The sequence below is a fragment of the Streptomyces yokosukanensis genome, assembly GCF_001514035.1.
Classification (GTDB): Bacteria; Actinomycetota; Actinomycetes; order Streptomycetales; family Streptomycetaceae; genus Streptomyces; species Streptomyces yokosukanensis.
The window spans coordinates 273,807-294,782 of sequence record NZ_KQ948206.1 but is presented as its reverse complement, the minus strand read 5'-3'; the positions used below and the strand labels follow the sequence as shown (position 1 = coordinate 294,782).

Annotated in this window: 21 protein-coding genes and 1 tRNA gene; 13 read left to right on the top strand and 9 right to left on the bottom strand. The window is 71.2% G+C overall.

What is annotated here, in order from left to right; all coding sequences use genetic code 11:
* Positions 1–3: 3 nt before the first annotated feature.
* Together AQI95_RS01365 and AQI95_RS01360 are read right to left on the bottom strand one after the other, a co-directional pair.
* Positions 4–1,203 (bottom strand): HTTM domain-containing protein, encoded by a 1,200-nt coding sequence (locus AQI95_RS01365; RefSeq protein ID WP_067115866.1) that lies wholly within the window; start codon positions 1,201–1,203, stop codon positions 4–6.
* Positions 1,200–2,087 (bottom strand): DUF5819 family protein, encoded by an 888-nt coding sequence (locus AQI95_RS01360; RefSeq protein WP_067115863.1) that lies wholly within the window; start codon positions 2,085–2,087, stop codon positions 1,200–1,202. Before AQI95_RS01360 ends, AQI95_RS01365 begins: the two co-directional genes overlap by 4 nt.
* A 366-nt stretch (positions 2,088–2,453) precedes the next feature.
* On the opposite strand from AQI95_RS01360, the gene paaA reads away from it, so the two are divergent.
* From paaA to AQI95_RS01330, 6 genes are all read left to right on the top strand, one after another.
* Entirely contained in the window at positions 2,454–3,491 is a 1,038-nt protein-coding gene (gene paaA / locus AQI95_RS01355) for a 1,2-phenylacetyl-CoA epoxidase subunit PaaA (RefSeq protein ID WP_067115861.1), read from the top strand.
* Entirely contained in the window at positions 3,488–3,775 is a 288-nt protein-coding gene (gene paaB, locus AQI95_RS01350) for a 1,2-phenylacetyl-CoA epoxidase subunit PaaB (protein WP_067115859.1), read from the top strand. Before paaA ends, paaB begins: the two co-directional genes overlap by 4 nt.
* A complete protein-coding gene (gene paaC, locus AQI95_RS01345; protein WP_079070979.1) occupies positions 3,772–4,503 on the top strand; it encodes a 1,2-phenylacetyl-CoA epoxidase subunit PaaC in 732 nt (243 codons plus the stop codon). Before paaB ends, paaC begins: the two co-directional genes overlap by 4 nt.
* Positions 4,497–5,153: a 1,2-phenylacetyl-CoA epoxidase subunit PaaD gene (paaD, locus tag AQI95_RS01340; RefSeq protein ID WP_067115856.1), complete on the top strand. Its 657-nt coding sequence runs from the start codon at positions 4,497–4,499 to the stop codon at positions 5,151–5,153. Before paaC ends, paaD begins: the two co-directional genes overlap by 7 nt.
* On the top strand, positions 5,153–6,217 hold the full coding sequence (locus AQI95_RS01335; RefSeq protein WP_067115853.1) for a 2Fe-2S iron-sulfur cluster-binding protein: 1,065 nt from the start codon (positions 5,153–5,155) through the stop codon (positions 6,215–6,217). Before paaD ends, AQI95_RS01335 begins: the two co-directional genes overlap by 1 nt.
* 110 nt (positions 6,218–6,327) lie before the next feature.
* Complete coding sequence (locus tag AQI95_RS01330) at positions 6,328–7,470, top strand: acyl-CoA dehydrogenase family protein (RefSeq protein ID WP_067115850.1); 1,143 nt, start codon at positions 6,328–6,330, stop codon at positions 7,468–7,470.
* A 56-nt stretch (positions 7,471–7,526) separates the two neighbouring features.
* Here AQI95_RS01330 and AQI95_RS01325 read toward each other — a convergent pair whose 3' ends face one another.
* From AQI95_RS01325 to budC, 4 genes are all read right to left on the bottom strand, one after another.
* A complete protein-coding gene (locus AQI95_RS01325) occupies positions 7,527–7,874 on the bottom strand; it encodes a rhodanese-like domain-containing protein (protein ID WP_067115847.1) in 348 nt (115 codons plus the stop codon).
* 50 nt (positions 7,875–7,924) lie between these two features.
* Entirely contained in the window at positions 7,925–8,737 is an 813-nt protein-coding gene (locus tag AQI95_RS01320) for a hypothetical protein (protein WP_067115844.1), read from the bottom strand.
* A 42-nt stretch (positions 8,738–8,779) separates the two neighbouring features.
* Positions 8,780–10,303: a DUF2252 family protein gene (locus AQI95_RS01315; RefSeq protein ID WP_107121516.1), complete on the bottom strand. Its 1,524-nt coding sequence runs from the start codon at positions 10,301–10,303 to the stop codon at positions 8,780–8,782.
* Between the two features lie 232 nt (positions 10,304–10,535).
* Entirely contained in the window at positions 10,536–11,321 is a 786-nt protein-coding gene (gene budC, locus AQI95_RS01310) for a meso-2,3-butanediol dehydrogenase (protein ID WP_067115838.1), read from the bottom strand.
* Between the two features lie 157 nt (positions 11,322–11,478).
* On the opposite strand from budC, the gene AQI95_RS47095 reads away from it, so the two are divergent.
* A complete protein-coding gene (locus AQI95_RS47095; protein ID WP_159056441.1) occupies positions 11,479–11,673 on the top strand; it encodes a hypothetical protein in 195 nt (64 codons plus the stop codon).
* A 357-nt stretch (positions 11,674–12,030) separates the two neighbouring features.
* On the opposite strand, the gene AQI95_RS01305 is transcribed toward AQI95_RS47095, so the two are convergent.
* Positions 12,031–12,906 (bottom strand): NmrA family NAD(P)-binding protein, encoded by an 876-nt coding sequence (locus tag AQI95_RS01305; RefSeq protein WP_067115835.1) that lies wholly within the window; start codon positions 12,904–12,906, stop codon positions 12,031–12,033.
* Positions 12,903–13,331 carry a nuclear transport factor 2 family protein gene (locus tag AQI95_RS01300; protein ID WP_067115832.1) on the bottom strand — a complete coding sequence of 143 codons (429 nt, stop codon included), beginning with the start codon at positions 13,329–13,331 and terminating at the stop codon, positions 12,903–12,905. The genes AQI95_RS01305 and AQI95_RS01300 overlap by 4 nt, the downstream gene beginning before the upstream one ends.
* Positions 13,332–13,481: 150 nt before the next feature.
* Here AQI95_RS01300 and AQI95_RS01295 point away from each other — a divergent pair, with 150 nt between their 5' ends.
* Positions 13,482–14,087, top strand: a complete 606-nt coding sequence (locus AQI95_RS01295; RefSeq protein WP_067115829.1) for a TetR/AcrR family transcriptional regulator — start codon at positions 13,482–13,484, stop codon at positions 14,085–14,087.
* A gap of 145 nt (positions 14,088–14,232) precedes the next feature.
* Here AQI95_RS01295 and AQI95_RS01290 read toward each other — a convergent pair.
* A tRNA-Leu gene (locus AQI95_RS01290) sits at positions 14,233–14,316 on the bottom strand.
* Between the two features lie 487 nt (positions 14,317–14,803).
* Here AQI95_RS01290 and AQI95_RS01285 point away from each other — a divergent pair.
* The 5 genes from AQI95_RS01285 (at position 14,804) to AQI95_RS01265 (ending at position 20,835) form a co-directional block, all read left to right on the top strand.
* Positions 14,804–15,670 carry an FhaA domain-containing protein gene (locus AQI95_RS01285; RefSeq protein ID WP_067115826.1) on the top strand — a complete coding sequence of 289 codons (867 nt, stop codon included), beginning with the start codon at positions 14,804–14,806 and terminating at the stop codon, positions 15,668–15,670.
* Between the two features lie 10 nt (positions 15,671–15,680).
* On the top strand, positions 15,681–16,199 hold the full coding sequence (locus AQI95_RS01280) for an FHA domain-containing protein FhaB/FipA (protein WP_067115823.1): 519 nt from the start codon (positions 15,681–15,683) through the stop codon (positions 16,197–16,199).
* Positions 16,200–16,339: 140 nt separating this feature from the next.
* A complete protein-coding gene (locus tag AQI95_RS01275; RefSeq protein ID WP_208614038.1) occupies positions 16,340–17,890 on the top strand; it encodes a Stp1/IreP family PP2C-type Ser/Thr phosphatase in 1,551 nt (516 codons plus the stop codon).
* A 27-nt stretch (positions 17,891–17,917) separates the two neighbouring features.
* Positions 17,918–19,369: an FtsW/RodA/SpoVE family cell cycle protein gene (locus AQI95_RS01270; RefSeq protein ID WP_067115816.1), complete on the top strand. Its 1,452-nt coding sequence runs from the start codon at positions 17,918–17,920 to the stop codon at positions 19,367–19,369.
* Positions 19,366–20,835, top strand: a complete 1,470-nt coding sequence (locus AQI95_RS01265) for a peptidoglycan D,D-transpeptidase FtsI family protein (protein ID WP_067115813.1) — start codon at positions 19,366–19,368, stop codon at positions 20,833–20,835. Before AQI95_RS01270 ends, AQI95_RS01265 begins: the two co-directional genes overlap by 4 nt.
* Positions 20,836–20,976: the final 141 nt, after the last annotated feature.

Here is a 20,976-nt window from a genome sequence, read left to right as displayed (position 1 = left end):
ACCCTACGCGGCCCCCTGCGGGCTCTCCTGCGGGGAGCGAGGCCCCGGCACCGTACGCTCGCCGCGCCGGACGACCCGCCCACGCGCGCGTGCCGCCAGCGCGCCCAGCCGGCGCAGGAACGGCGTCGGCAGGAAGACCGCGTCCGCGGTGATCATCGCGAGCGAGAAGAACGGCAGCCCGAGCACGACCGCGATCACCGCGTGCTCGATCATCATCAGCACCAGCAGGACGTTCTTGACCCGCCGGTTGAACAGGGTGAACGGGAAGGCGACCTGCACCATGACCGTCCCGTAGGCCACGATCATCATGATCGTGCCGCTGGAGGACATCAGATCCGCGAGTCCGGGCCAGGGCGAGAAGTAGTCCAGGTGGAGCGGGTAGTAGACGGCGGTGCCGTCCTGCCAGCGCGAACCCTGGATCTTGTACCAGCCGGCCGTCGCGTAGATCAGACAGGCCTCCGCCATGATCACGAGCAGTCCGGCGTTGTGCAGGACGTTGGCGATGACGTCCAGCAGGATCCGCGGCTCCGGCGACTTCGCCCAGCGGCCGACGGCCCACCACATCGCGAGCACCACCCAGGCGGTCCACAGCAGCGCGGGGATCAGCCAGCCGTTGTCGAACCGGCCGGTGAACGTCGCGACGAGGAGCCCCAGACCGAGCACCGCCCACAGGAGTGGTCCCACCCGGTCGGCGGGGACCCGCTCCCCACGCGCGCGTGCCGCCGCCGCGCGCGTCGCCCGCCGCGCGTCCAGCGACCACACCTGACCGCAGCGTGTGAAGACGAGGTAGAAGGACATCAGGTGCAGGACGTTGTCGCCGCCGTCACCCACGAAGACGCTGCGGTTCTGCAGCGACAGCACACCCACCATGAACAGCACGGACGCGGTCCGGGTGCGCCAGCCGAGCAGCAGTGCCGCGCCGGCGGCGATCGCCAGCAGGTAGAAGCACTCGAACCACGCCTGCCCGTCGGACCACAGCAGAGCGGTGAAGGCGTGGTTGTCCGCCGTCAGCTCCTTGGCGAGGCTCCAGCCCCACGGTCCGTTCGGGCCGTACAACTCCTGGCGGTGGGGGAACTCGCGCAGCAGGAACAGCAGCCAGGTCCCGGCGAACCCGATGCGGATCACGGCGCTCTGATACGGCCCGAGAGCCGATCCGGTGACTCGGGCGATACCGCGCGAGAGGATCAGGGAGACCTTGTTCACCGCACGCCTCCCGCTGCCTCGCCGGCCGTCACGGTCCACCAGGGCAGCATGCGGTAGACGGGCTTGTCGGACACGCGCTCACGGCTCCACTCGGGCGGCTGCACATTGGTGGTGCTGGAACGGATCTGCACGCGCTGGATGACGCCCTCCCGGTCGGCTGGACAGGTCCGGTACAGACGCATCACCACGATCCGGCGCAGGTACTGCTCGGAGAGAGAGCCGCGCATGCCCATGGGCCGGTTGTCGGCACCGTGCGTGGCGGTGAAGAAGTCCCAGGCGCGGCGCAGCTCGTTCTGCTGGGTGTGGCTCGGCACCAGGTTGCCGTCGATCGCGGCACCGTCCTGGGCGGAGAGGTCGGTCCACCCGGTGGTGCGCAGTGCGCCGTCCTTGGACCGCACCACGGCACGCACCTGGACGGCGATGTTCTGCTGCAGCGGGTTCGGCGCGAACAGCTTCCAGTTCTGCTCGAACTCCGGGTACACCCACTCCTCGACCGCCTTGCCGTGCTGCTTGGTCACCGTGTTCGCGGGGGCGAGACTGAGGAACACCATCAGCAGATGCACACAGGCGGCGACACCGACCACGGCGAGCGCCAGCGCCGCGACGACCTGGTACCGGGGCGAGAGGGCCGCCACACCGGTACGGGCCACGCCGGGCGGCACGGGAGCGTCGGGTGCGGACGACGGGACGGATGCGTCGGGCGCGGGCGCCTGGGCGGAGGCGCCGGGCGCGGGCGGCGGGACCGGCCGGGCGGACCCGCTCGACTCGGATGCCATGGATTCCGTCACGGAGTCCGGGTCGGCCGGGGGAGTCTCCGGGAGACGCGTCCCGGCCGACCCGTCGGGGCCGGGTCGGGCCCCCGAGTCCTCGTCGTACGCGTCCATTCCGCCCCGTCCCCCGTTTCGGCTCAGTCGTTCGGCTCAGTGTCCAGCTCAGTGATGCGGCGCCGCCACGGGCGCCCCACGCTGCACGCACGCCACTGAATGGCGTCCGCACGGAACGGTACTCAGCCCCGGCCACCGGGCGCAGCCCCGGGTACGGGCCACGGCCGTGGTCCTCGCCACGCCGTACGGCGCCGACACGGACCGCGCCCTCGTCCGGCAGGCCTCCGGCACGTTGTCCACGGGCTGCCCGCCGGAGTTTTCCACAGCGGTTGACACCCCACGGCGCCCCGGCACACCATTGATGCGCACGGACCGAACGATCGGTCGGGACGGATTCACCAAAGAGCCCGAGGTCAGGGGGACCGCATGGCCACAGCAGCGCCGCAGCGCACGGCCCGCACACAGGCGGCCGGCGCACCGGACACCGTCGACACGGCGGCCTATCAGCACGCCTTCGACGCGGCCGTGGCCGCCGACGAGCGCATCGAACCACGCGACTGGATGCCCGACGCCTACCGCGCCACCCTGGTCCGGCAGATCGCCCAGCACGCGCACTCCGAGATCATCGGCATGCAGCCGGAGGCCAACTGGATCACCCGCGCCCCCTCCCTGCGCCGCAAAGCGATCCTGATGGCCAAGGTCCAGGACGAGGCCGGCCACGGCCTGTATCTGTACAGCGCGGCCGAGACCCTCGGCACCGGCCGTGACGAACTGCTCGACAAGCTCCACAGCGGCCGCCAGAAGTACTCCTCGATCTTCAACTACCCGACCCTGACCTGGGCCGACGTCGGCGCGATCGGCTGGCTGGTGGACGGCGCCGCGATCACCAACCAGGTCCCGCTGTGCCGCTGCTCCTACGGCCCGTACGCCCGCGCGATGGTCCGGATCTGCAAGGAGGAGTCCTTCCACCAGCGCCAGGGCTACGAACTGCTGCTGGCCCTCAGCAAGGGCACGCCGGAACAGCACGCGATGGCGCAGGACGCGGTGGACCGCTGGTGGTGGCCCTCGCTGATGATGTTCGGCCCGCCCGACGACGCCTCCCAGCACTCCGCGCAGTCGATGGAGTGGAAGATCAAGCGCCACTCCAACGACGAGCTGCGCCAGCGCTTCGTCGACATCTGCGTCCCCCAGGCCGAGTCCCTGGGCCTCACCCTCCCCGACCCGGACCTCAGGTGGAACGAGGAGCGCGGGCACCACGACTTCGGCCCGATCGACTGGACGGAGTTCTGGGAGGTCCTCAAGGGCAACGGCCCGTGCAACGAACAGCGGATCACCCAGCGCAGGCGCGCGCATGACGAGGGCGCCTGGGTCCGCGAAGCAGCCGCAGCCCACGCGGCCAAGCACACCGGCACCACCAGTGGCACAGCAGACACGACAGGCGAGACAGAAGCGGAGCGAGCATGAGCACCACCGACTGGCCCCTGTGGGAGGTCTTCGTGCGATCCCGGCGCGGCCTCTCCCACACCCACGCCGGCAGCCTGCACGCCCCCGACGCGGAGATGGCCCTGCGCAACGCCCGCGATCTGTACACCCGCCGCGGCGAGGGCGTGTCCATCTGGGTCGTCCCGGCCGCCGCCGTCACCGCGTCCTCGCCGGACGAGAAGGACCCGTTCTTCGAACCGGCCGCCGACAAGCCCTACCGGCACCCGACCTTCTACGAGATCCCGGAAGGGGTGAAGCACCTGTGACCGCCACCGGTCCCGCCACCGTCCCGGTGACCGCCGCGCTCGCCCTCGGCGACGACGCCCTGGTTCTCTCCCACCGACTGGGGGAGTGGGCCGGGCAGGCCCCCGTCCTGGAGGAGGAGGTCGCCCTCGCCAACATCGCCCTCGACCTGCTCGGCCAGGCCCGGTTCCTGCTCTCCATGGCCGGCGACGAGGACGAACTGGCCTATCTGCGCGAGGAGCGGGCCTTCCGCAACCTCCAGCTGGCCGAGCAGCCGAACGGCGACTTCGCCCACACGATCGCCCGCCAGCTGTACTTCTCCACCTACCAACAGCTGCTCTACGCCGAACTGGCCGCCGGAGAGGGCCCGTTCGCGCCCCTCGCCGCGAAGGCGGTCAAGGAGGTCACCTACCACCGCGACCACGCCGAGCAGTGGACCCTCCGCCTCGGCGACGGCACGGAGACCAGCCACGAGCGGATGCGCCGCGCCTGCGAGGCCCTGTGGAAGTTCACCGGTGAGATGTTCCAGCCGGTCGAGGGCCTCGACGCCGACTGGGCCGGCCTGGACCGGCGCTGGCAGGAGTCCGTCGCGGACGTCCTCGGCCGCGCCACGCTCCCCCTGCCCGAGGGGCCGCGCACCGGCGCCTGGTCGGCCGGCGCCGGCCGACAGGGCCTGCACACCGAACCGTTCGGACGCATGCTCGCCGAGATGCAGCATCTGCACCGCAGCCACCCGGGGGCGTCATGGTGACGGCCACCGCCCTGGAGGCGGAGCTGCTGGAGCTGGCCGGCTCGGTGCCCGACCCCGAACTGCCGGTGCTCACGCTCCAGGAGCTGGGCGTCGTGCGCGCGGTGCACCTCCACGACGGCGACACCGTCGAGGTCGACCTCACCCCCACCTACACCGGCTGCCCCGCCATCGAGGCGATGAGCGTCGACATCGAACAGGTGCTGCGCGCCCACGGCATGCGCGAGGTCACGGTCCGCACGGTGCTGACACCCGCCTGGTCGACCGACGACATCAGCCCCGAAGGGCGGCGCAAACTCCAGGAGTTCGGCATCGCTCCCCCTCGGGTGCGAGGCGGCGCCTCCGGTCCGGTCCCGCTGACCCTCGCCCCGACCAGGACCGAGGACGGCCCCACCAGGCCGGCCGCCCCCACGGCTCCCACCGGTCCCATCACTCTCACCGATCCCACGGCCCCCATCGGTCCCGCCACTCTCACCGATCCCGCCGCTCTCACCGATCCCGCTGCTCCCAGCGATCTCACCGGTCCCGTCCGCTGCCCGCACTGCGGCTCCGCCGAGACCGAGCTGCTGAGCAGGTTCTCCTCCACCGCGTGCAAGGCACTGCGCCGCTGCCTCGCCTGCCGTGAACCGTTCGACCACTTCAAGGAGTTGTGATGGCACGCTTCCACCCGCTCCCGGTGGCCGCGGTCGACCGGATCACCGACGACTCCGTCGCTCTCACCTTCACCGTCCCGGCCGAGCTGCGCGAGGAGTACCGGCACGCGCCCGGCCAGCACCTGGCGCTGCGCCGACAGGTCGACGGCACCGAGGTCCGGCGCACCTACTCGATCTGCTCCCCCGCACCCGACCCGGCCGGTGCCGGCCCGGACACGCTGCGGGTGGGTGTACGGCTCGTGGAGGGCGGGGCGTTCTCCGCCTACGCGCTGAAGGAGATCGGCGTCGGCGACGTGCTGGACGTGATGACCCCGGCCGGCCGATTCACCCTGACCCCGGAGCCCGGGCTGTACGCGGCGATCGTCGGCGGCAGCGGCATCACCCCGGTGCTGTCCATCGTCTCCACGCTGCTGGCACGTGAGCCGGCGGCCCGGTTCTGCCTGATACGCAGTGACCGCACGGCGGCCTCGACGATGTTCCTGGAGGAGGTCGCCGACCTGAAGGACCGCTACCCCGAGCGGTTTCAGCTGGTGACCGTCCTCTCCCGCGAGGAGCAGCAGGCCGGCCTGCCGTCCGGCCGGCTCGACCGCGAGCGGCTCGGCGAGCTGCTGCCCGCGCTGCTGCCGGTCGACCGGGTCGCGGGCTGGTTCCTGTGCGGGCCGTACGGGCTGGTGCGGGGCGCGGAGCAGGTGCTGCGCGAGCTGTCCGTGGACCGCTCCCGCATCCATCAGGAGATCTTCCACGTGGACGCGGGCTCACCACCGGCCACCGCCGCCCGGACCCCCGCGCACAGCACGGTCACCGCCCGGCTCGACGGACGCGGCGGCACCTGGCCGGTGCAGGAGGGCGAGTCCCTGCTGGAGACGGTCCTGCGCAACCGCTCCGACGCGCCCTACGCCTGCAAGGGCGGCGTCTGCGGGACGTGCCGCGCCTTCCTCGTCTCCGGCGAGGTCCGCATGGACCGCAACTTCGCCCTGGAGACCGAGGAGACGGAAGCCGGATACGTACTGGCCTGCCAGTCGCATCCGCTGACGGAGCGAGTAGAGCTGGACTTCGACCGCTGAGGGCTGGAAGGTCCCCCAGGAACACCGCGACTCCGTACCATTCCCTTCTTCTAGAACCTGTTCTATCTTGACGCACCGTCAGCTCACCGGACTCGCCGGAAGGACAGGCCGTGGACTTCACCTTCACCGAGGAGCAGCGGGCAGCGGCCGAGGCGGCGCGCGGGGTGTTCGCCGGCGTGGCACCGGACGCGGTGCCCAGCCCGGCGCTCACCACCGGTGCCGTGGCCGAGGGCCTCGACCGGGAGCTGTGGTCCCGGCTGGCCGAGGCGGACCTGTTGAGTCTGCTGCTCGACGAGGCGCACGGCGGTTCCGCCCTGGACGCGATCGCGCTGTGCCTGGTGCTGCGCGAGTCCGCCAAGGTGCTCGCCCGGGTTCCGCTGCTGGAGCACAGCGCGGCGGCAGCGGCCGTACAGGCTTACGGCGGGCCGGAGTTGGGGCGGCGGCTGCTTTTGCGGGCCGGGCGGGGCGAGCTGGTGCTGACGGTCGCGGCGAACGGCCGCACCGGCCACGACCCGGCCGAACTGGCCGTCGGCGCAAGGCGGGACGGTACGGCCTGGGTGCTGGACGGGGTGCAGACGGCGGTGCCGTGGGCGTACGACGCGGACTTCGTCGTCGTACCGGCGCATCTGGCGGGGACGGCCGCCGAGCGGACCGTGCTCGCGCTGGTGCCGCGTGAGCTGGACGGGGTGGTCCTCGCCGAGCAGGTGTCCACCAGCGGGGAGCGGCTGGCCGAGCTGCGGCTCACGTCCGTGCGGATCGACGCGGGTGACGTCATCGAGGCGGACGGCGCCTGGGAGTGGCTGTATGCACTGCTCGCCACCGGTACCTGTGCGCTGGCCCTCGGGCTGGGCGAGCGGGTGCTCGGCATGACGGCCGAGTACACGGGGAAACGGGAGCAGTTCGGGTATCCGATCGCGACGTTCCAGGCAGTGGCGGTGCAGGCCGCGGACCGGTACATAGATCTGCGCGCCATGGAAGCCACTCTCTGGCAGGCCGCCTGGCGGATCGCCTCGGGTGCGCCGGGGGCGCTGCCCGCCGCCGGGGACGTCGCGGTGGCGAAGATCTGGGCGGCACAGGGGGTTCGCCGGGTGGTGCAGACAGCACAGCATCTGCATGGCGGGTTCGGTGCCGACACCGACTACCCGCTGCATCGCTACCACGCCTGGGCCAAGCACCTGGAGCTGGCGCTCGGCCCGGCGGCGGCGCACGAGGAGAGGCTCGGAGACCTGCTGGCCGCCCATCCACTGGGCTGACCGCCGCGCCTTCCGGGACGGGAGGCGCCCGCGAGCGGAAGCCTCCCGGACAGGAGTTACAGCACGAAGCCCGGCTGGCCGTCGTCCGTGGTCACCGGGCGGCCCGCCGTCTGCCAGACCTGCATGCCACCGTCGACGTTGACCGCGTCGATGCCCTGCTGGACCAGGTACACGGTGACCTGGGCCGAGCGGGCGCCGGAGCGGCAGATGACGTGGACGCGGCCGTCCTGCGGGGCGGCCTCGGTCAGCTCGCCGTAGCGGGCCACGAAGTCGCTCATGGGGATGTGCAGCGCCCCCTCGGCGTGGCCCGCCTGCCACTCGTCGTCCTCGCGGACGTCCAGCAGGAAGTCGCCGTCCTTGAGGTCCGTGACCTCGACCGTGGGTACACGAGCTGCGAAATTCATGTCTCCGACGCTACCCGAAGGCGCCGGGCGCCAGGAGAGCGAGCCGTGGCTCAGCCCTGCTCCAGCAGGGCAGCCAGCTCCGCCTCCCGCTGGGCGATGTCGGCGCGCATCCGGCCGGCGATCTCGTCGAGGAGCCCGTCGGGGTCGTCCGGGGCGAGCCGGAGCATGCCGGCGATCGCCCCCTCCTCCAGTTCGCGGGCGACGAGAGTGAGCAGTTCCTTGCGCTCGGCGAGCCATTCGAGGCGGGCGTACAGCTCCTCGGCGGGGCTCGGACGCCGCTCGGGGGGCACCGGGCCGGCCGCCCATTCCTCGGCCAGTTCCTTCAGCAGGGTCTCGTCGCCGCGGGCGTAGGCGGCGTTGACGCGGGTGATGAACTCCTCACGCCGTTGCCGTTCCGCTTCCTCCTGCGCGAGGTCGGGGTGGGCCTTGCGGGCCAGCTCGCGGTAGAGCTTGCGGGCCTCCTCGCTGGGCCGCACTCGCTCCGGGGGCCGTACGGCCTGGTCGGTGAGCATGGCGGCGGCCTCAGGGAACAGGCCGTGGCCGTCCATCCAGCCGTGCAGCAGTTCCTCGACGCCGGGGATCGGCAGGACGCGGGCGCGGGCCTCCTCGGCGCGGCGGATGTCCTCCGGGTCGCCGGTGCGGGCGGCCTTCGCCTCGGCGATCTCGGCGTCCAGCTCCTCGATGCGGAGGTAGAGCGGGCCGAGCTTCTGCTCGTGCAGCCGGGAGAAGTTCTCGACCTCGACCCGGAACGTCTCGACGGCGATCTCATACTCGATCAACGCCTGCTCGGCGGCCCGTACGGCCTGTTCGAGCCGTTCCTCGGGCCGCGGCGCCTGGTTCTGATCGGGTTCCGGGGTCGTCACGCCAACAGCATAGGGGGCCGCGGTCCCGCCCCCTCAAACCCTTCACACCCCCGACTCGGCCGCGATCCTTCCCGCTCGCACCGCCGCCACCAGCTCGGCGTGGTCGGCCTCCGTGCGGTCGGCGTAGGCGACGGCGAAGGCGGCTATCGCCTCGTCCAGTTCCTCGTTCTTGCCGCAGTACCCGGCGATCAGCCGCGGGTCGGCGCTGTGGGAGTGGGCGCGGGCCAGCAGGGCGCCGGTCATCCGGCCGTAGTCGTCGATCTGGTCGACGGTGAGGGCGGCGGGGTCGACGCTGCCCTTGCGGTTGCGGAACTGGCGCACCTGGAAGGGGCGTCCGTCGACGGTGGTCCAGCCGAGCAGGATGTCGCTGACGACCTGCATGCGCTTCTGCCCGAGGACCACGCGGCGGCCTTCGTGCTCCACCGGCGCCGCCTCGAACCCGGCCGTGGCCAGGTGCGGGACGAGCGCGGAGGGCCGGGCCTCCTTCACCTGGAGCACCAGCGGCTGCTCGCGGTGGTCGAGGAGGAGGACGACGTAGGACCGGGTGCCGACGCTGCCGGTGCCGACCACCCGGAAGGCGACGTCGTGCACCGCGTGCCGGGCGAGCAGGGGGTGGCGGTCCTCGCTGAGCGTGTGGATGTACGACTCGAGGGACGCGGCGACCGCGTGGGCCTCCTCGTCGGGGATGCGGCGCAGCACCGGCGCGGCGTCCACGAAGCGGCGTCCGCCGTCCTCGACGGCCTCGGTCGACCTGGCCGCGAACCGGCCGCTGGTGTTGGCGCGGGCCTTCTCCGAGACCCGCTGCAGGGTGCCGAGGAGATCGTGGGCGTCGGTGTGGGAGACCAGTTCCTCGTCGGCGATGGCGTTCCACGCGTCGAGCACCGGCAGCTTGGCCAGCAGCCGCATGGTGCGGCGGTAGGCGCCGACCGTGTCCTGTGCGGCCGCACGGCACGTGTCCTCGTCGGCGCCGGCTTCCCGTCCGGCGAGCACCAGCGAGGCGGCGAGCCGCTTCAGGTCCCATTCCCAGGGGCCGTGCACGGTCTCGTCGAAGTCGTTGAGGTCGATGACGAGATCGCCGCGGGGGTCACCGTAGAGGCCGAAATTGGCCGCGTGGGCGTCTCCGCATATCTGGGTGCCGATTCTGGTCATGGGGGTGCGGGCCAGGTCGTACGCCATGAGTCCTGCCGAGCCGCGCAGGAAGGCGAAGGGGGTGGCCGCCATCCGGCCGACGCGGATGGGGGTCAGCTCGGGGATGCGGCCGGTGTTGGACTCGGTGACGGCGCGTACGGCGTCGGGGCGGGTGGCGTCCACGTCGAGGGCGTCGTGGGCGCTGCGCGGCACGCTCGTGCGCAGCGCCTTGCCCTCGTCCTTGGGCGAGCCCTGCCTCGGCCACCGGGCGAAGCCGCTCACCCGGGGCAGCCGGCGCGTGCCCCGCTCCGTCGCGTCCGTCGCTTCCCCACCGGCACCGGTCACCGCGACCGCCTCCCCCGTACAACCGTCAGCTTTCGGCCTTCGACCTTCGATCTTCGGCCTCAAGCCTTCGACCTCGACCTTCGGCACGAACATCAATTCGTGCAGACCGTACAGCCGACGGCCGACATGCGTCAGACCCGGTGGGGCAGACCAGGGGGCAATTCCGGCTGATTCGGCAGTTTCCGCCGCACCGGCCAGTCACGTACCAGGCCGTCGGGCGCCGGTCGTCAGGCCCTCAGCCGCCGAGTCGGGCCCTCAGCCGTCGAGTCGGGCCCTCAGCCGTCGAGTCGGGCCGTCAGCCGTCGATCCGCCAGTCATCGATCCGTCAGCCGCCGGTCCGGTACAGGTCGCTCTGGCCGTTGGACGCGGTCAGGCCGCCGTCCACCGGGAGGTGCACGCCGTTGAGGTACGCCGCGTCGGGGCCGGCGAGGAACGCGACGGCGGCGGCGACCTCGGCCGGCTCGCCCGCCCGGCCCATGGGTACGCGCTCCGCGAAGCGGCGGTGCAGTGCGCTTCCCTCGGCGAGCGCGTCGCGCAGGAACCCGCTGCTGAGGGTCACACCGGGGTGGACGGCGTTGACCCGGATCTCCCGGCCGTGGTCCAGCGCCATCGCGTTGGTCAGGCCGACCAGGGCGCTCTTGGTCATGTCGTAGACGGCCTGACCCCAGTCACCGCGCAGTCCTCCGACGGATCCGACGTTGACGATGCAGCCGCGGATCTCGCGCAGATGGGGCAGGGCGGCTCGCGAGGCGTGGAAGACGCCGTCGACATTGGTGCTCATCATGGTCCGGTAGCTGTCCGGGGCGGTCTGTTCGACGGTGCCGGGGATGGCCACGCCCGCGTTGTTGACCAGGACGTCGAGGCGTCCGAACCGTGCGGCGACGCCGTCCATGACCGCGGTGACGGCGTCCGGGTCCGAGACGTCCGCGACCCGGGGGTGCATGTCCGCGGCGGCCGGCCCGTCCTGGACGGTCTGCCGCAGCGTGGCCTCGGTACGGCCCACGAGCACCACGGTGTACCCGTCGGCGGCGAACCGGTGCGCGATGGCGACCCCGATGCCGGAACCCGCACCCGTGACGACGGCCACACGCCCCGCTTGCTGATGATTCACGAATCCCTCGCCTTCCTCTTCCTCGTCCTTGGACGCACGACGCTAAGAAGTCCGGCACGGTGCACGCTTGGACCACGGCGCCGTCCTGATGGGACATCGGCGCCAGCGGGGCGGCGGGCTGATGGGGGCACGGCGGGAGGAGCCATGACCGGCACCGATGCACAAGGGGACGGGGCACGATCGACGACTTCCGGGTCAGGACGAGACGGCACCCGGTACGACGGCCAGGGTGATCGTCCTGCCCGCAACCGCGCTCACGCCCCCGCTCGGGAACCGGATCGTCACCGGGCCGGCGGACGCGGCCGAGGTGCGGCTGCTGGCGGCCCACGCCCGCATGATCCACACGACCTGACCGACCCCGGCCCCGCCGGTGTCCAGGCCGCCCACGGCGCGCTGATCGAGCTGGCGAAGGCGGTGGCCCGGCGCCGTTTCGACGACGCGGAGCCCCTGCCGGCCCCCGCCCCCGCCCCCGCCCAGGCCGCCAAGGGCCTCGCCGACGACCTGCTCGTCGAACCCGGGCTGTCCCCGGCCCTGTTGGCGCGTCGGCTCAACGTCTCCGTACGCACCCTGCAGCGGGCGTTCACGACGGTGGGCGAGCCGTTGACGTCGTACATCCGCCGCCGCCGGCTGAAGGAGGCCGGGCTCGCCCTCACCGCGCCGTCCGGCCGCCCGAGCGTCTGGCGAACGCAGCGCAGACGGTCGTCCTCGGCTACCGGGCCGGGCTGGTGCCCGGGGCCGGCCAGGGGTCTTTCAACTCCCTTTCGGCGACCGCCCGGAAGCTGTGCGCCGGGCGGCCGGTGAGGCGCTGGACGGCGTCGGTGGTGCGGTCCTCGGCGCCCTCGGCGATGGCGCGGTCCATCCCGGCCAGCATGGCGGCGAACTCCAGCGGCATCTGCGCCGCCAGACGGTCGCGCATCTGCTCGTACGTCAGCTGCCGGTGGACCACGGGCCGGCCGGTGACCTCCGTGACGACGGCGGCGATGTCGTCGTAGCCGAGCGCCTCCGGTCCGGTCAGGACGAGGTCGGTGTCCGGCGCCCGGTCGTCGGTCAGCGCGCGGACCGCGACGGCGGCGATGTCGTCGGCGTCGACGAATCCGACCCGGCCGGTCCCGGTCGCGGTCAGGATGACGCCGTCCTCGCGGATGCTGCGGGCGTGGACGTGCGCACCGGTGAAGTTCTGCATGAACCAGGAGGGCCGCAGGACCGCCCACTGCTCGAACAGGCCGGGCAGGGCCTGGTGCACCGCCCCGACCCCCGGGCCCCCCTCGGGGATGGCCGAGGAGCTGAGGAGTACGGCGCGTTGCACTCCCGCGGCACGGGCCCGGTGGAGGAAGGGCAGCATGACGGCGGCCGGGTCCGGATCGCCGACCGGCGGGACGAGGTAGACGCCGCCGGCTCCGGCGAGGGCGGCGCCGTGGGTGTCGGGGTCGTACCAGTCGAAGCGGACCGCGTCCGCTCCCGGGAGCCGGGTGGCCCGGCGGCTCGCGGCTCGGACGCGACGGCCGGCGGCGATCAGCTGCGCCGCGGTACGGCTGCCGGTGGTGCCGGTGGCCCCGATGACCAGGACGGTGCCGGTGGCGTTCATCGGGCACCGTCCCCGGCGAAGTCCAGGCCGGGCTGCTGGACGGCGAGCGGGTTCCAGTAGTCGCGGTAGGAGGTGAAGTGCCCGTCCTGGGCGGACACGACGGCGATGTAGGTCATGTCGAAGGGCGCCCCGGTCTCGACCAGACGGCCCACGCCGCGCATCTCGACGACGATGGTCTGCGGGCTGGTGGTGCGGTGGATGCGCAGGTCGGGGAAGTCGTGCAGGTCGATGTGGTCGGGGTAGTCGCGCATGTAGGCGGCGATCGCGTCCCGGCCCTCCAGCCGGCCGGGCCAGCCCGGCGGCGCGAAGGGGAACTCCATCACGCCGTCCTCGGCCCACAGGCCGACCCAGCCGGCGATGTCCTTGTCGAGGAGCAGACGCAGGCTGTGGCGGTAGAGCGCTTCCGGTGAGGTGTGTGTGGGCATGGGCATGGATTCCTCCGTCCCGTACGATACGGACCGGCGGTCCGCTTCAGTAGACGATACGGACCGCGGGTCCGGTTCGCAAGGAAGACGCCGACCACCCCCTCAAGGGGCGCACACCTCGCAAAGAGACCCGTGAAAGGGAGGAACCACGTGACCGAGCGCAGACCCCGCAAGGACGCCCTGCGAAACCGCGCGGCCGTCTTCGCCGCCGCCGACGCGCTCTTCGCCCGCCGCCAGAGCCCCGACAGCGTCACCATGGCCGACATCGCGACCGAGGCCGGCGTCGGCAAGGCGACCCTCTTCCGCGCCTTCGGCGATCGCACGGGACTGATCCGCGCACTGTACGAAGCGCGCCTCGAACCGATCAGAAGCGCGGTCGAACAGGGCCCGCCGCCACTGGGACCCGACGCCGAGCCCCTGGAGCGCGTGCCGGCCCTGCTGGACGCCGTCCTGTGCTTCAAGCTCGACAACCGCCATCTCGCCCTCGCCCTGGAGCAGACGGGGAGCGGCAGCCCCTACAGCGCGGAGCACTACGAGCGGTGGCACACCCTGCTGCGCACCCTGCTGGAGCGGATCCCGGGGCTGCCCGACAGGGACTTCACGGCCCACGCCCTGCTCGCCGCCACCCGAGCCGACCTCGTCGAACACCTGGCCGGAGAGAAGGGACTGCCCCGCGACACGATGCGGGCACAACTGGCGGAGTTCACCGCCCGGATCCTCGGCGTGAGAGAGAACTCACATCCGGCACAGCCGTGAAACATTCGGCACGGCACCGAAGAAGAGAAGTGAGGTACAACACCCCGCGGCGCAGCACCACACCGCGCCGCACCACCGGACCACGCCGAGGGGGCACAAAGAGAAACGGTCGGCATCGTGATCACGATGCCGACCGTTTCATCGGTGCGCGAGGGGGGAGTTGAACCCCCACGCCCTTGCGGGCACTGGAACCTGAATCCAGCGCGTCTGCCTATTCCGCCACCCGCGCATTGGGTGTGTCTTCCGGCTCCGTCCCTTTCGGTCCGGCCCCTTCCGACACCCAGAACATTAGCACGTCGTACGGGGTGGGTTCACATCCCTTCCTGCCCGCCGACCGGCACCTCCGGCGCCCGCCCCACCCACCCGCCACCTGCACCCACACCCGCCCCGCCGCCCGCGGTCACCCGCCCCCGCCGTCCCCTCCGTACGTCTCAGGGAGACCCGCTTCACGTATCAACCTCGTACCGGTGACGGGCATCTCCCCATGAGGCGGGCCGGGTCCACAGCCAGGTGCGGGACACTGGTCTTCGCCCCCCTCTACGATCCATGGCAGCAGGAGTGCGCGTCGGGAGTTCGAAGGGGAGCCGCTGGGGGAACCGGCTGATTGCCGGGCGCGTAGATACGATCAGTGAGCAGCACCAGCAGAGCAGGCAGTACAGGCAAGGCAACGGCCACACAGCAGCGCAAGACGACGGCAGGGACGGAGGAGGTGCCCCATGGGAGTCATGAAGAAGTTCGAGCAGCGTCTCGAAGGTCTGGTGAACGGCACCTTCGCCAAGGTCTTCAAGTCCGAGGTCCAGCCCGTGGAGATCGCCGGCGCGCTCCAGCGTGAGTGCGACAACAACGCGACCATCTGGAACCGCGACCGGACTGTCGTACCCAACGACTTCATCGTGGAGCTGAGCGCGCCGGACTACGAGCGGCTCAGCCCCTACTCGGGGCAGCTCGGCGACGAGCTGGCCGGCATGGTGCGCGACTACGCCAAGCAGCAGCGCTACACGTTCATGGGCCCGATCAAGGTCAACCTGGAGAAGGCCGACGACCTCGACACGGGCCTGTACCGGGTGCGCTCGCGCACCCTCGCCTCCTCCAGCAGTCAGGCGGCCCCGGCTTCCGGCCGCCCCGCGCAGGACCCACAGGGCGCCCCGGGCGGCGGCTACGGCTACCCGCCCGCCGCCGCGCCCGCCGCCCCGCCCACCGGCGCACCCCCGATGCCCTCCGCGCCGCCGCCCGGCGCCCGCCCCGGCGGCTACGGCCAGCCCACCGGCCAGCGGCCCCCGGCCGCCCCCACGAGTGGCGGACGCGCCCGTTTCTGGATCGAGATCAACGGCACCCGCCACCAGATCTCCCGCCCGACGCTGGTGCTGGGGCGCAGCACCGACGCCGACGTGCGGATCGACGACCCCGGCGTCTCCCGCCGGCACTGCGAGATCCGGACCGGAGCGCCCTCGACGATCCAGGATCTCGGCTCCACCAACGGCATCGTGGTGGACGGACAGCACACCACCCGCGCTACGCTCCGCGACGGCTCGCGGATCGTCGTGGGCAGCACCACCGTTATCTATAGGCAAGCCGAAGGGTGAAGCGGGGGCAATGTCAGAGCTGACCCTCACGGTCATGCGGCTGGGTTTCCTGGCCGTACTGTGGCTGTTCGTGATCGTGGCCGTGCAGGTCATCCGGAGCGACCTGTTCGGTACGCGCGTCACCCAGCGCGGATCGCGCAGGGAGGCCGGGCGCCAGCAGCAGGCGCCCCGGCAACAGCCCGCCGCGCCCCCGCAGCAGCGCGGCCAGCAGGGCGGCGGCCGACGCGGTCGCAACGCCCCCTCCAAGCTGGTCGTGACCGAAGGCACACTGACCGGCACCACGGTCGCGCTGCAGGGCCAGACGATCACGCTGGGCCGGGCGCACGACTCCACGATCGTGCTGGACGACGACTACGCCTCCAGCCGCCATGCCAGGATCTACCCGGATCGCGACGGTCAGTGGATCGTCGAGGACCTGGGCTCCACCAATGGCACCTACTTGGACCGGTCCCGGCTGACGACCCCCACGCCGATCCCGCTGGGCGCGCCGATCCGCATCGGCAAGACCGTCATCGAGCTGCGGAAGTAGTGCTACATCATGAGTGAGCGCGAGCGGAGCGAGCACGCAGCGGGAGGCCGCACCCCGGTCTCCGGCGCGCTCCCGACCGGAGGGTGGGCAGTGTGGCTCGACACGACCGGCTGCATTCTGAGCCGACGGGCGAGGTGCGCATGAGTCTGTCACTGCGCTTCGCCGCCGGATCGCACAAGGGCATGATCCGCGAGGGCAACGAGGACTCCGGTTACGCCGGTCCCCGTCTGCTCGCGATCGCCGACGGCATGGGCGGCCAGGCGGCCGGCGAGGTCGCCTCTTCCGAGGTGATCTCCACCCTGGTCACGCTCGACGACGACGTGCCCGGCTCCGACATCCTCACCTCCCTCGGCGAGGCCGTGCAGCGCGCCAACGACCAGCTGCGTGCCATGGTCGAGGAGGACCCCCAGCTGGAGGGCATGGGCACGACGCTCACCGCCCTGCTGTGGACCGGGCAGCGCCTCGGCATGGTCCACGTCGGCGACTCGCGCGCCTATCTGCTGCGTGACGGAGTCCTCACCCAGATCACCCAGGACCACACCTGGGTGCAGCGGCTGGTCGACGAGGGCCGGATCACCGAGGAAGAGGCCACCACCCACCCGCAGCGCTCCCTGCTGATGCGCGCCCTCGGCAGCGGCGACCACGTCGAGCCCGACCTGTCGATCCGCGAGGTCCGGGCCGGCGACCGCTACCTCATCTGCTCCGACGGCCTGTCCGGTGTCGTCTCCCACCAGACGATGGAAGAGGCCCTCGCCAGCTACCAGGGCCCGCAGGAGACCGTGCAGGAGCTGATCCAGCTCGCGCTGCGCGGCGGCGGCCCCGACAACATCACCGTCATCGTCGCCGACGTCCTCGACCTGGACACCGGCGACACCCTCGCCGGACAGCTGTCCGACCAGCCGGTCGTGGTCGGCGCGGTCGCCGAGAACCAGCACCACCTGCACGACAACGGCATCATGCAGACCCCGGCCGGCCGCGCCTCCCACCTGGGCCGCCAGACGCCCGGGCACGGCGGCGGCGAGTTCGGCCCGCCCGGCTCCGGCGACACCACCGGATACGTCCCGGCGGGTGACTTCGACGACTACGCGGACGACGACTTCACCAAGCCGCGCAGGGGCCGCAAGTGGCTGAAGGGCACCCTCTACAGCGCCCTCGCGCTCGCCGTCATCGGCGGCGGCCTCTACGGCGGCTACCGCTGGACGCAGACGCAGTACTACGTCGGCGCCAACGGCGCGCACGTGGCGCTGTACCGCGGGATCAGCCAGGACCTGGCCTGGGTGTCGCTGTCGAAGGTCGAGAAGGACCACCCCGAGATCGAACTCAAGTACCTGCCTCCGTACCAGCAGAAGCAGGTGAAGGCCACGATCACCGCGGGCGGTCTGCAGCAGGCCCAGGCGAAGGTCGAGGCGCTGTCCGTGCAGGCCTCCGCATGCCGGAAGCAGGCGGAGCGCCAGACCGCCGAGTCCGAGCGCAACGCCAGTTCGGGCCAGGGCGAGGCCGGAGGCACCACGGGAACCACCCGTACCGCCTTCACGTCCAAGGCATCACCGACGCCGAACCCGTCGACGGGTTCGACTTCGAAGAAGCCCCCGACATCCTCGAAGCCCCCGTCCCCGACCGCCACTCCGAACCCCGGCCCGAGCCTCTCCGAGGATGAGCAGAAGGTCGTCGATCAGTGCGGCAAGCAGTAGCGAAGCCGCGAGAGGCCCTGTCACACGATGAGCAGTACGACTAACTCGCCGACGCACCACACCTCCACGATCGGCGCGATCGGCGCACCGAGCCGCCGCAACACCGAGCTGGCCCTGCTGGTCTTCGCCGTGGTCATCCCGGTGTTCGCCTACGCCAACGTGGGCCTGGCCATCAACAACCATGTGCCCGCCGGGCTGCTGGAGTACGGCCTCGGCCTCGGTCTGCTGGCCGGCGTCGCCCACCTCGCCGTACGGAAGTTCGCGCCGTACGCCGACCCGCTGCTGCTGCCTCTGGCCACACTGCTCAACGGGCTCGGGCTCGTCGTCATCTGGCGGCTGGACCAGTCCAAGCTGCTGCAGTCGCTGAAGGGCTTCTCACCGGCTGCTCCCCGCCAGCTGCTCTACACCGCGCTCGGCATCGCCCTGTTCGCGGCCGTGCTGATCTTCCTGAAGGACCACCGCGTCCTGCAGCGGTACACGTACATCTCGATGTTCTGCGCCCTGACCCTGCTGATCCTGCCGCTGGTGCCGGGCCTCGGGGCCGACATCTACGGCGCCAAGATCTGGATCCGCGTCCCCGGCCTGGGCTCCCTGCAGCCCGGCGAGTTCGCCAAGATCGTCCTCGCCATCTTCTTCGCCGGCTACCTGATGGTGAAGCGCGACGCCCTGGCCCTGGCCAGCCGCCGTTTCATGGGCCTGTACCTGCCGCGCGGCCGTGACCTCGGTCCGATCCTGGTCGTCTGGGCGATCTCGATCCTCATCCTGGTCTTCGAGACGGACCTCGGCACCTCGCTGCTGTTCTTCGGAATGTTCGTCATCATGCTGTACGTCGCCACCGAGCGGACCAGCTGGATCGTCTTCGGTCTGCTGATGTCCGCCGTCGGCGCCGTCGGTGTGGCGAGCTTCGAGTCGCACATCCAGACGCGTGTGAACGCCTGGCTCGACCCGATGCGCGAGTACCAGCTCAGCCGCCAGATCACCCATGACGGCATCCTCCACTCCGACCAGCTGCAGCAGTCCCTGTGGGCGTTCGGCTCCGGCGGCACCCTCGGCACCGGCTGGGGCCAGGGCCACTCGGACCTGATCAAGTTCGCCGCGAACTCCGACTTCGTCTTCGCGACCTTCGGCGAGGAGCTGGGGCTCGCGGGCATCATGGCGATGCTGCTGCTCTACGGCCTGATCGCGGAGCGCGGCATGCGCACCGCCCTCGCCGCCCGTGACCCGTTCGGCAAGCTGCTCGCCGTCGGCCTGTCCGGCGCCTTCGCCCTCCAGGTCTTCGTGGTGGCCGGCGGTGTGATGGGGCTCATCCCGCTGACCGGTATGACGATGCCCTTCGTCGCCTACGGCGGCTCCTCCGTGCTGGCCAACTGGGCGCTGATCGGCATCCTCATCCGCATCAGCGACACCGCCCGCCGCCCGGCGCCCGCCCCCGCCGCCAATCCCGACGCCGAGATGACCCAGGTGGTCCGCCCGTCATGAACAAGCCCCTGCGCCGGATCGCGATCTTCTGCGGCCTCCTCGTCCTGGCCCTGCTGATCCGCGACAACTATCTGCAGTACGTCGAGGCCGGCCAGCTGGCCAGCAACAAGGACAACCGCCGGGTCTCCATCGAGCGCTACGCCAACCCACGCGGCGACATCATCGTCGACGGCAATCCGATAACCGGCTCCGTCGAGTCCACGGGCCGGCAGTTCAAGTACAAGCGCACGTACAAGGACGGACCCATGTGGGCTCCGGTGACCGGCTACTCCTCGCAGGCGTTCGACGGCAGCCAGCTTGAGAAGATCGACGACGGCATCCTGACCGGCAACGACGACCGGCTGTTCTTCCGCAACACCCTCGACATGATCACGGGTAAGACCAAGCAGGGCGGCAACGTCGTCACCACGCTGAACGCGGCCGCGCAGAAGGCGGCGTACAGCGGCCTGGCCAAGCAGGGCGGCAAGGGCGCGGTCGTCGCCCTGGATCCATCCACCGGCAAGATCCTCGCGCTGGCCTCCTACCCGTCGTACGACCCCTCGTCCTTCGCGGGCGACCGCAACAGCGACGCCAAGGCCTGGAACGACCTGAAGAGCAACAAGGCCGAGCCGATGCTGAACCGGGCGCTGCGCGAAACCTACCCGCCGGGCTCCACGTTCAAGGTGGTCACCGCGGCGGCCGCGCTGGAGAACGGGCTGTACAAGTCGGCCGACGAGCAGACGGACTCCCCGCTGCCGTGGATCATGCCGGGCACCACGACCCCGCTGAAGAACGAGGGCAACATCCCGTGCAAGAACGCCACCCTGCGTGAGGCGCTGCGCTGGTCCTGCAACTCGGTCTTCGGCAAGATCGGTTCCGACCTCGGCAACGAGAAGATGCTGGACGAGGCGAAGAAGTTCGGCTTCGACTCCGAGCAGTTCACCCCGGTCCGCTCCAACGCGTCGGTGTTCTCCGACAACATGAACCACTCGCAGACCGCGCTGTCCTCCATCGGCCAGTTCAACACCGCCGCGACCCCGCTGCAGATGGCCATGGTCGCCTCGGCGGTCGCCAACGACGGCAAGCTGATGAAGCCGTACATGGTGGACAAGCTCCAGTCCTCCAACGTCGACACCGTCGAGCAGACCGAGCCGCAGGAGATGAGCCGGCCTCTCACCTCGGCCAACGCGCAGGTCCTGCAGGACATGATGCAGACGGTGGTCGACAAGGGCACCGGTACGAACGCGAAGATCCCCGGCGTCATGGTCGGCGGCAAGACCGGTACCGCGCAGCACGGTGTGGCGAACAGCGCCAACCCGTACGCGTGGTTCATCTCCTACGCCAAGCTGCCCGACGGCAGCTCGCCGGTAGCCGTGGCCGTGGTCATCGAGGACGAGAGCGCCAACCGCGACGACATCTCCGGCGGCGGCCTCGCGGCACCGATCGCGAAGAACGTCATGCAGGCGGTCATCCAATCGAAGAAGTGACCCCCGTCACGTCTCCTTCACATCGTTGCACGTTGCGATACCGGTCCTGTATCGGGTTGCGGGCTTGGCCAGGTCACACAAAGCGAGCCGGGTACGGTAGGCCCGGACGGCAGCCTCCGGCGGCGCACGACGGTGCGTGGC

Coding starts and splice junctions, on each gene's coding strand:
- AQI95_RS01360 (WP_067115863.1), bottom strand. CDS start 2,087: ATGGACGCGTACGACGAGGACTCGGGGGCCCGACCCGGCCCCGACGGG.
- paaA (WP_067115861.1), top strand. CDS start 2,454: ATGGCCACAGCAGCGCCGCAGCGCACGGCCCGCACACAGGCGGCCGGC.
- paaB (WP_067115859.1), top strand. CDS start 3,488: ATGAGCACCACCGACTGGCCCCTGTGGGAGGTCTTCGTGCGATCCCGG.
- paaD (WP_067115856.1), top strand. CDS start 4,497: ATGGTGACGGCCACCGCCCTGGAGGCGGAGCTGCTGGAGCTGGCCGGC.
- AQI95_RS01335 (WP_067115853.1), top strand. CDS start 5,153: ATGGCACGCTTCCACCCGCTCCCGGTGGCCGCGGTCGACCGGATCACC.
- AQI95_RS01325 (WP_067115847.1), bottom strand. CDS start 7,874: ATGAATTTCGCAGCTCGTGTACCCACGGTCGAGGTCACGGACCTCAAG.
- AQI95_RS01315 (WP_107121516.1), bottom strand. CDS start 10,303: ATGTTCGTGCCGAAGGTCGAGGTCGAAGGCTTGAGGCCGAAGATCGAA.
- AQI95_RS47095 (WP_159056441.1), top strand. CDS start 11,479: ATGCACAAGGGGACGGGGCACGATCGACGACTTCCGGGTCAGGACGAG.
- AQI95_RS01305 (WP_067115835.1), bottom strand. CDS start 12,906: ATGAACGCCACCGGCACCGTCCTGGTCATCGGGGCCACCGGCACCACC.
- AQI95_RS01300 (WP_067115832.1), bottom strand. CDS start 13,331: ATGCCCACACACACCTCACCGGAAGCGCTCTACCGCCACAGCCTGCGT.
- AQI95_RS01285 (WP_067115826.1), top strand. CDS start 14,804: ATGGGAGTCATGAAGAAGTTCGAGCAGCGTCTCGAAGGTCTGGTGAAC.
- AQI95_RS01280 (WP_067115823.1), top strand. CDS start 15,681: ATGTCAGAGCTGACCCTCACGGTCATGCGGCTGGGTTTCCTGGCCGTA.
- AQI95_RS01275 (WP_208614038.1), top strand. CDS start 16,340: ATGAGTCTGTCACTGCGCTTCGCCGCCGGATCGCACAAGGGCATGATC.
- AQI95_RS01270 (WP_067115816.1), top strand. CDS start 17,918: ATGAGCAGTACGACTAACTCGCCGACGCACCACACCTCCACGATCGGC.
- AQI95_RS01265 (WP_067115813.1), top strand. CDS start 19,366: ATGAACAAGCCCCTGCGCCGGATCGCGATCTTCTGCGGCCTCCTCGTC.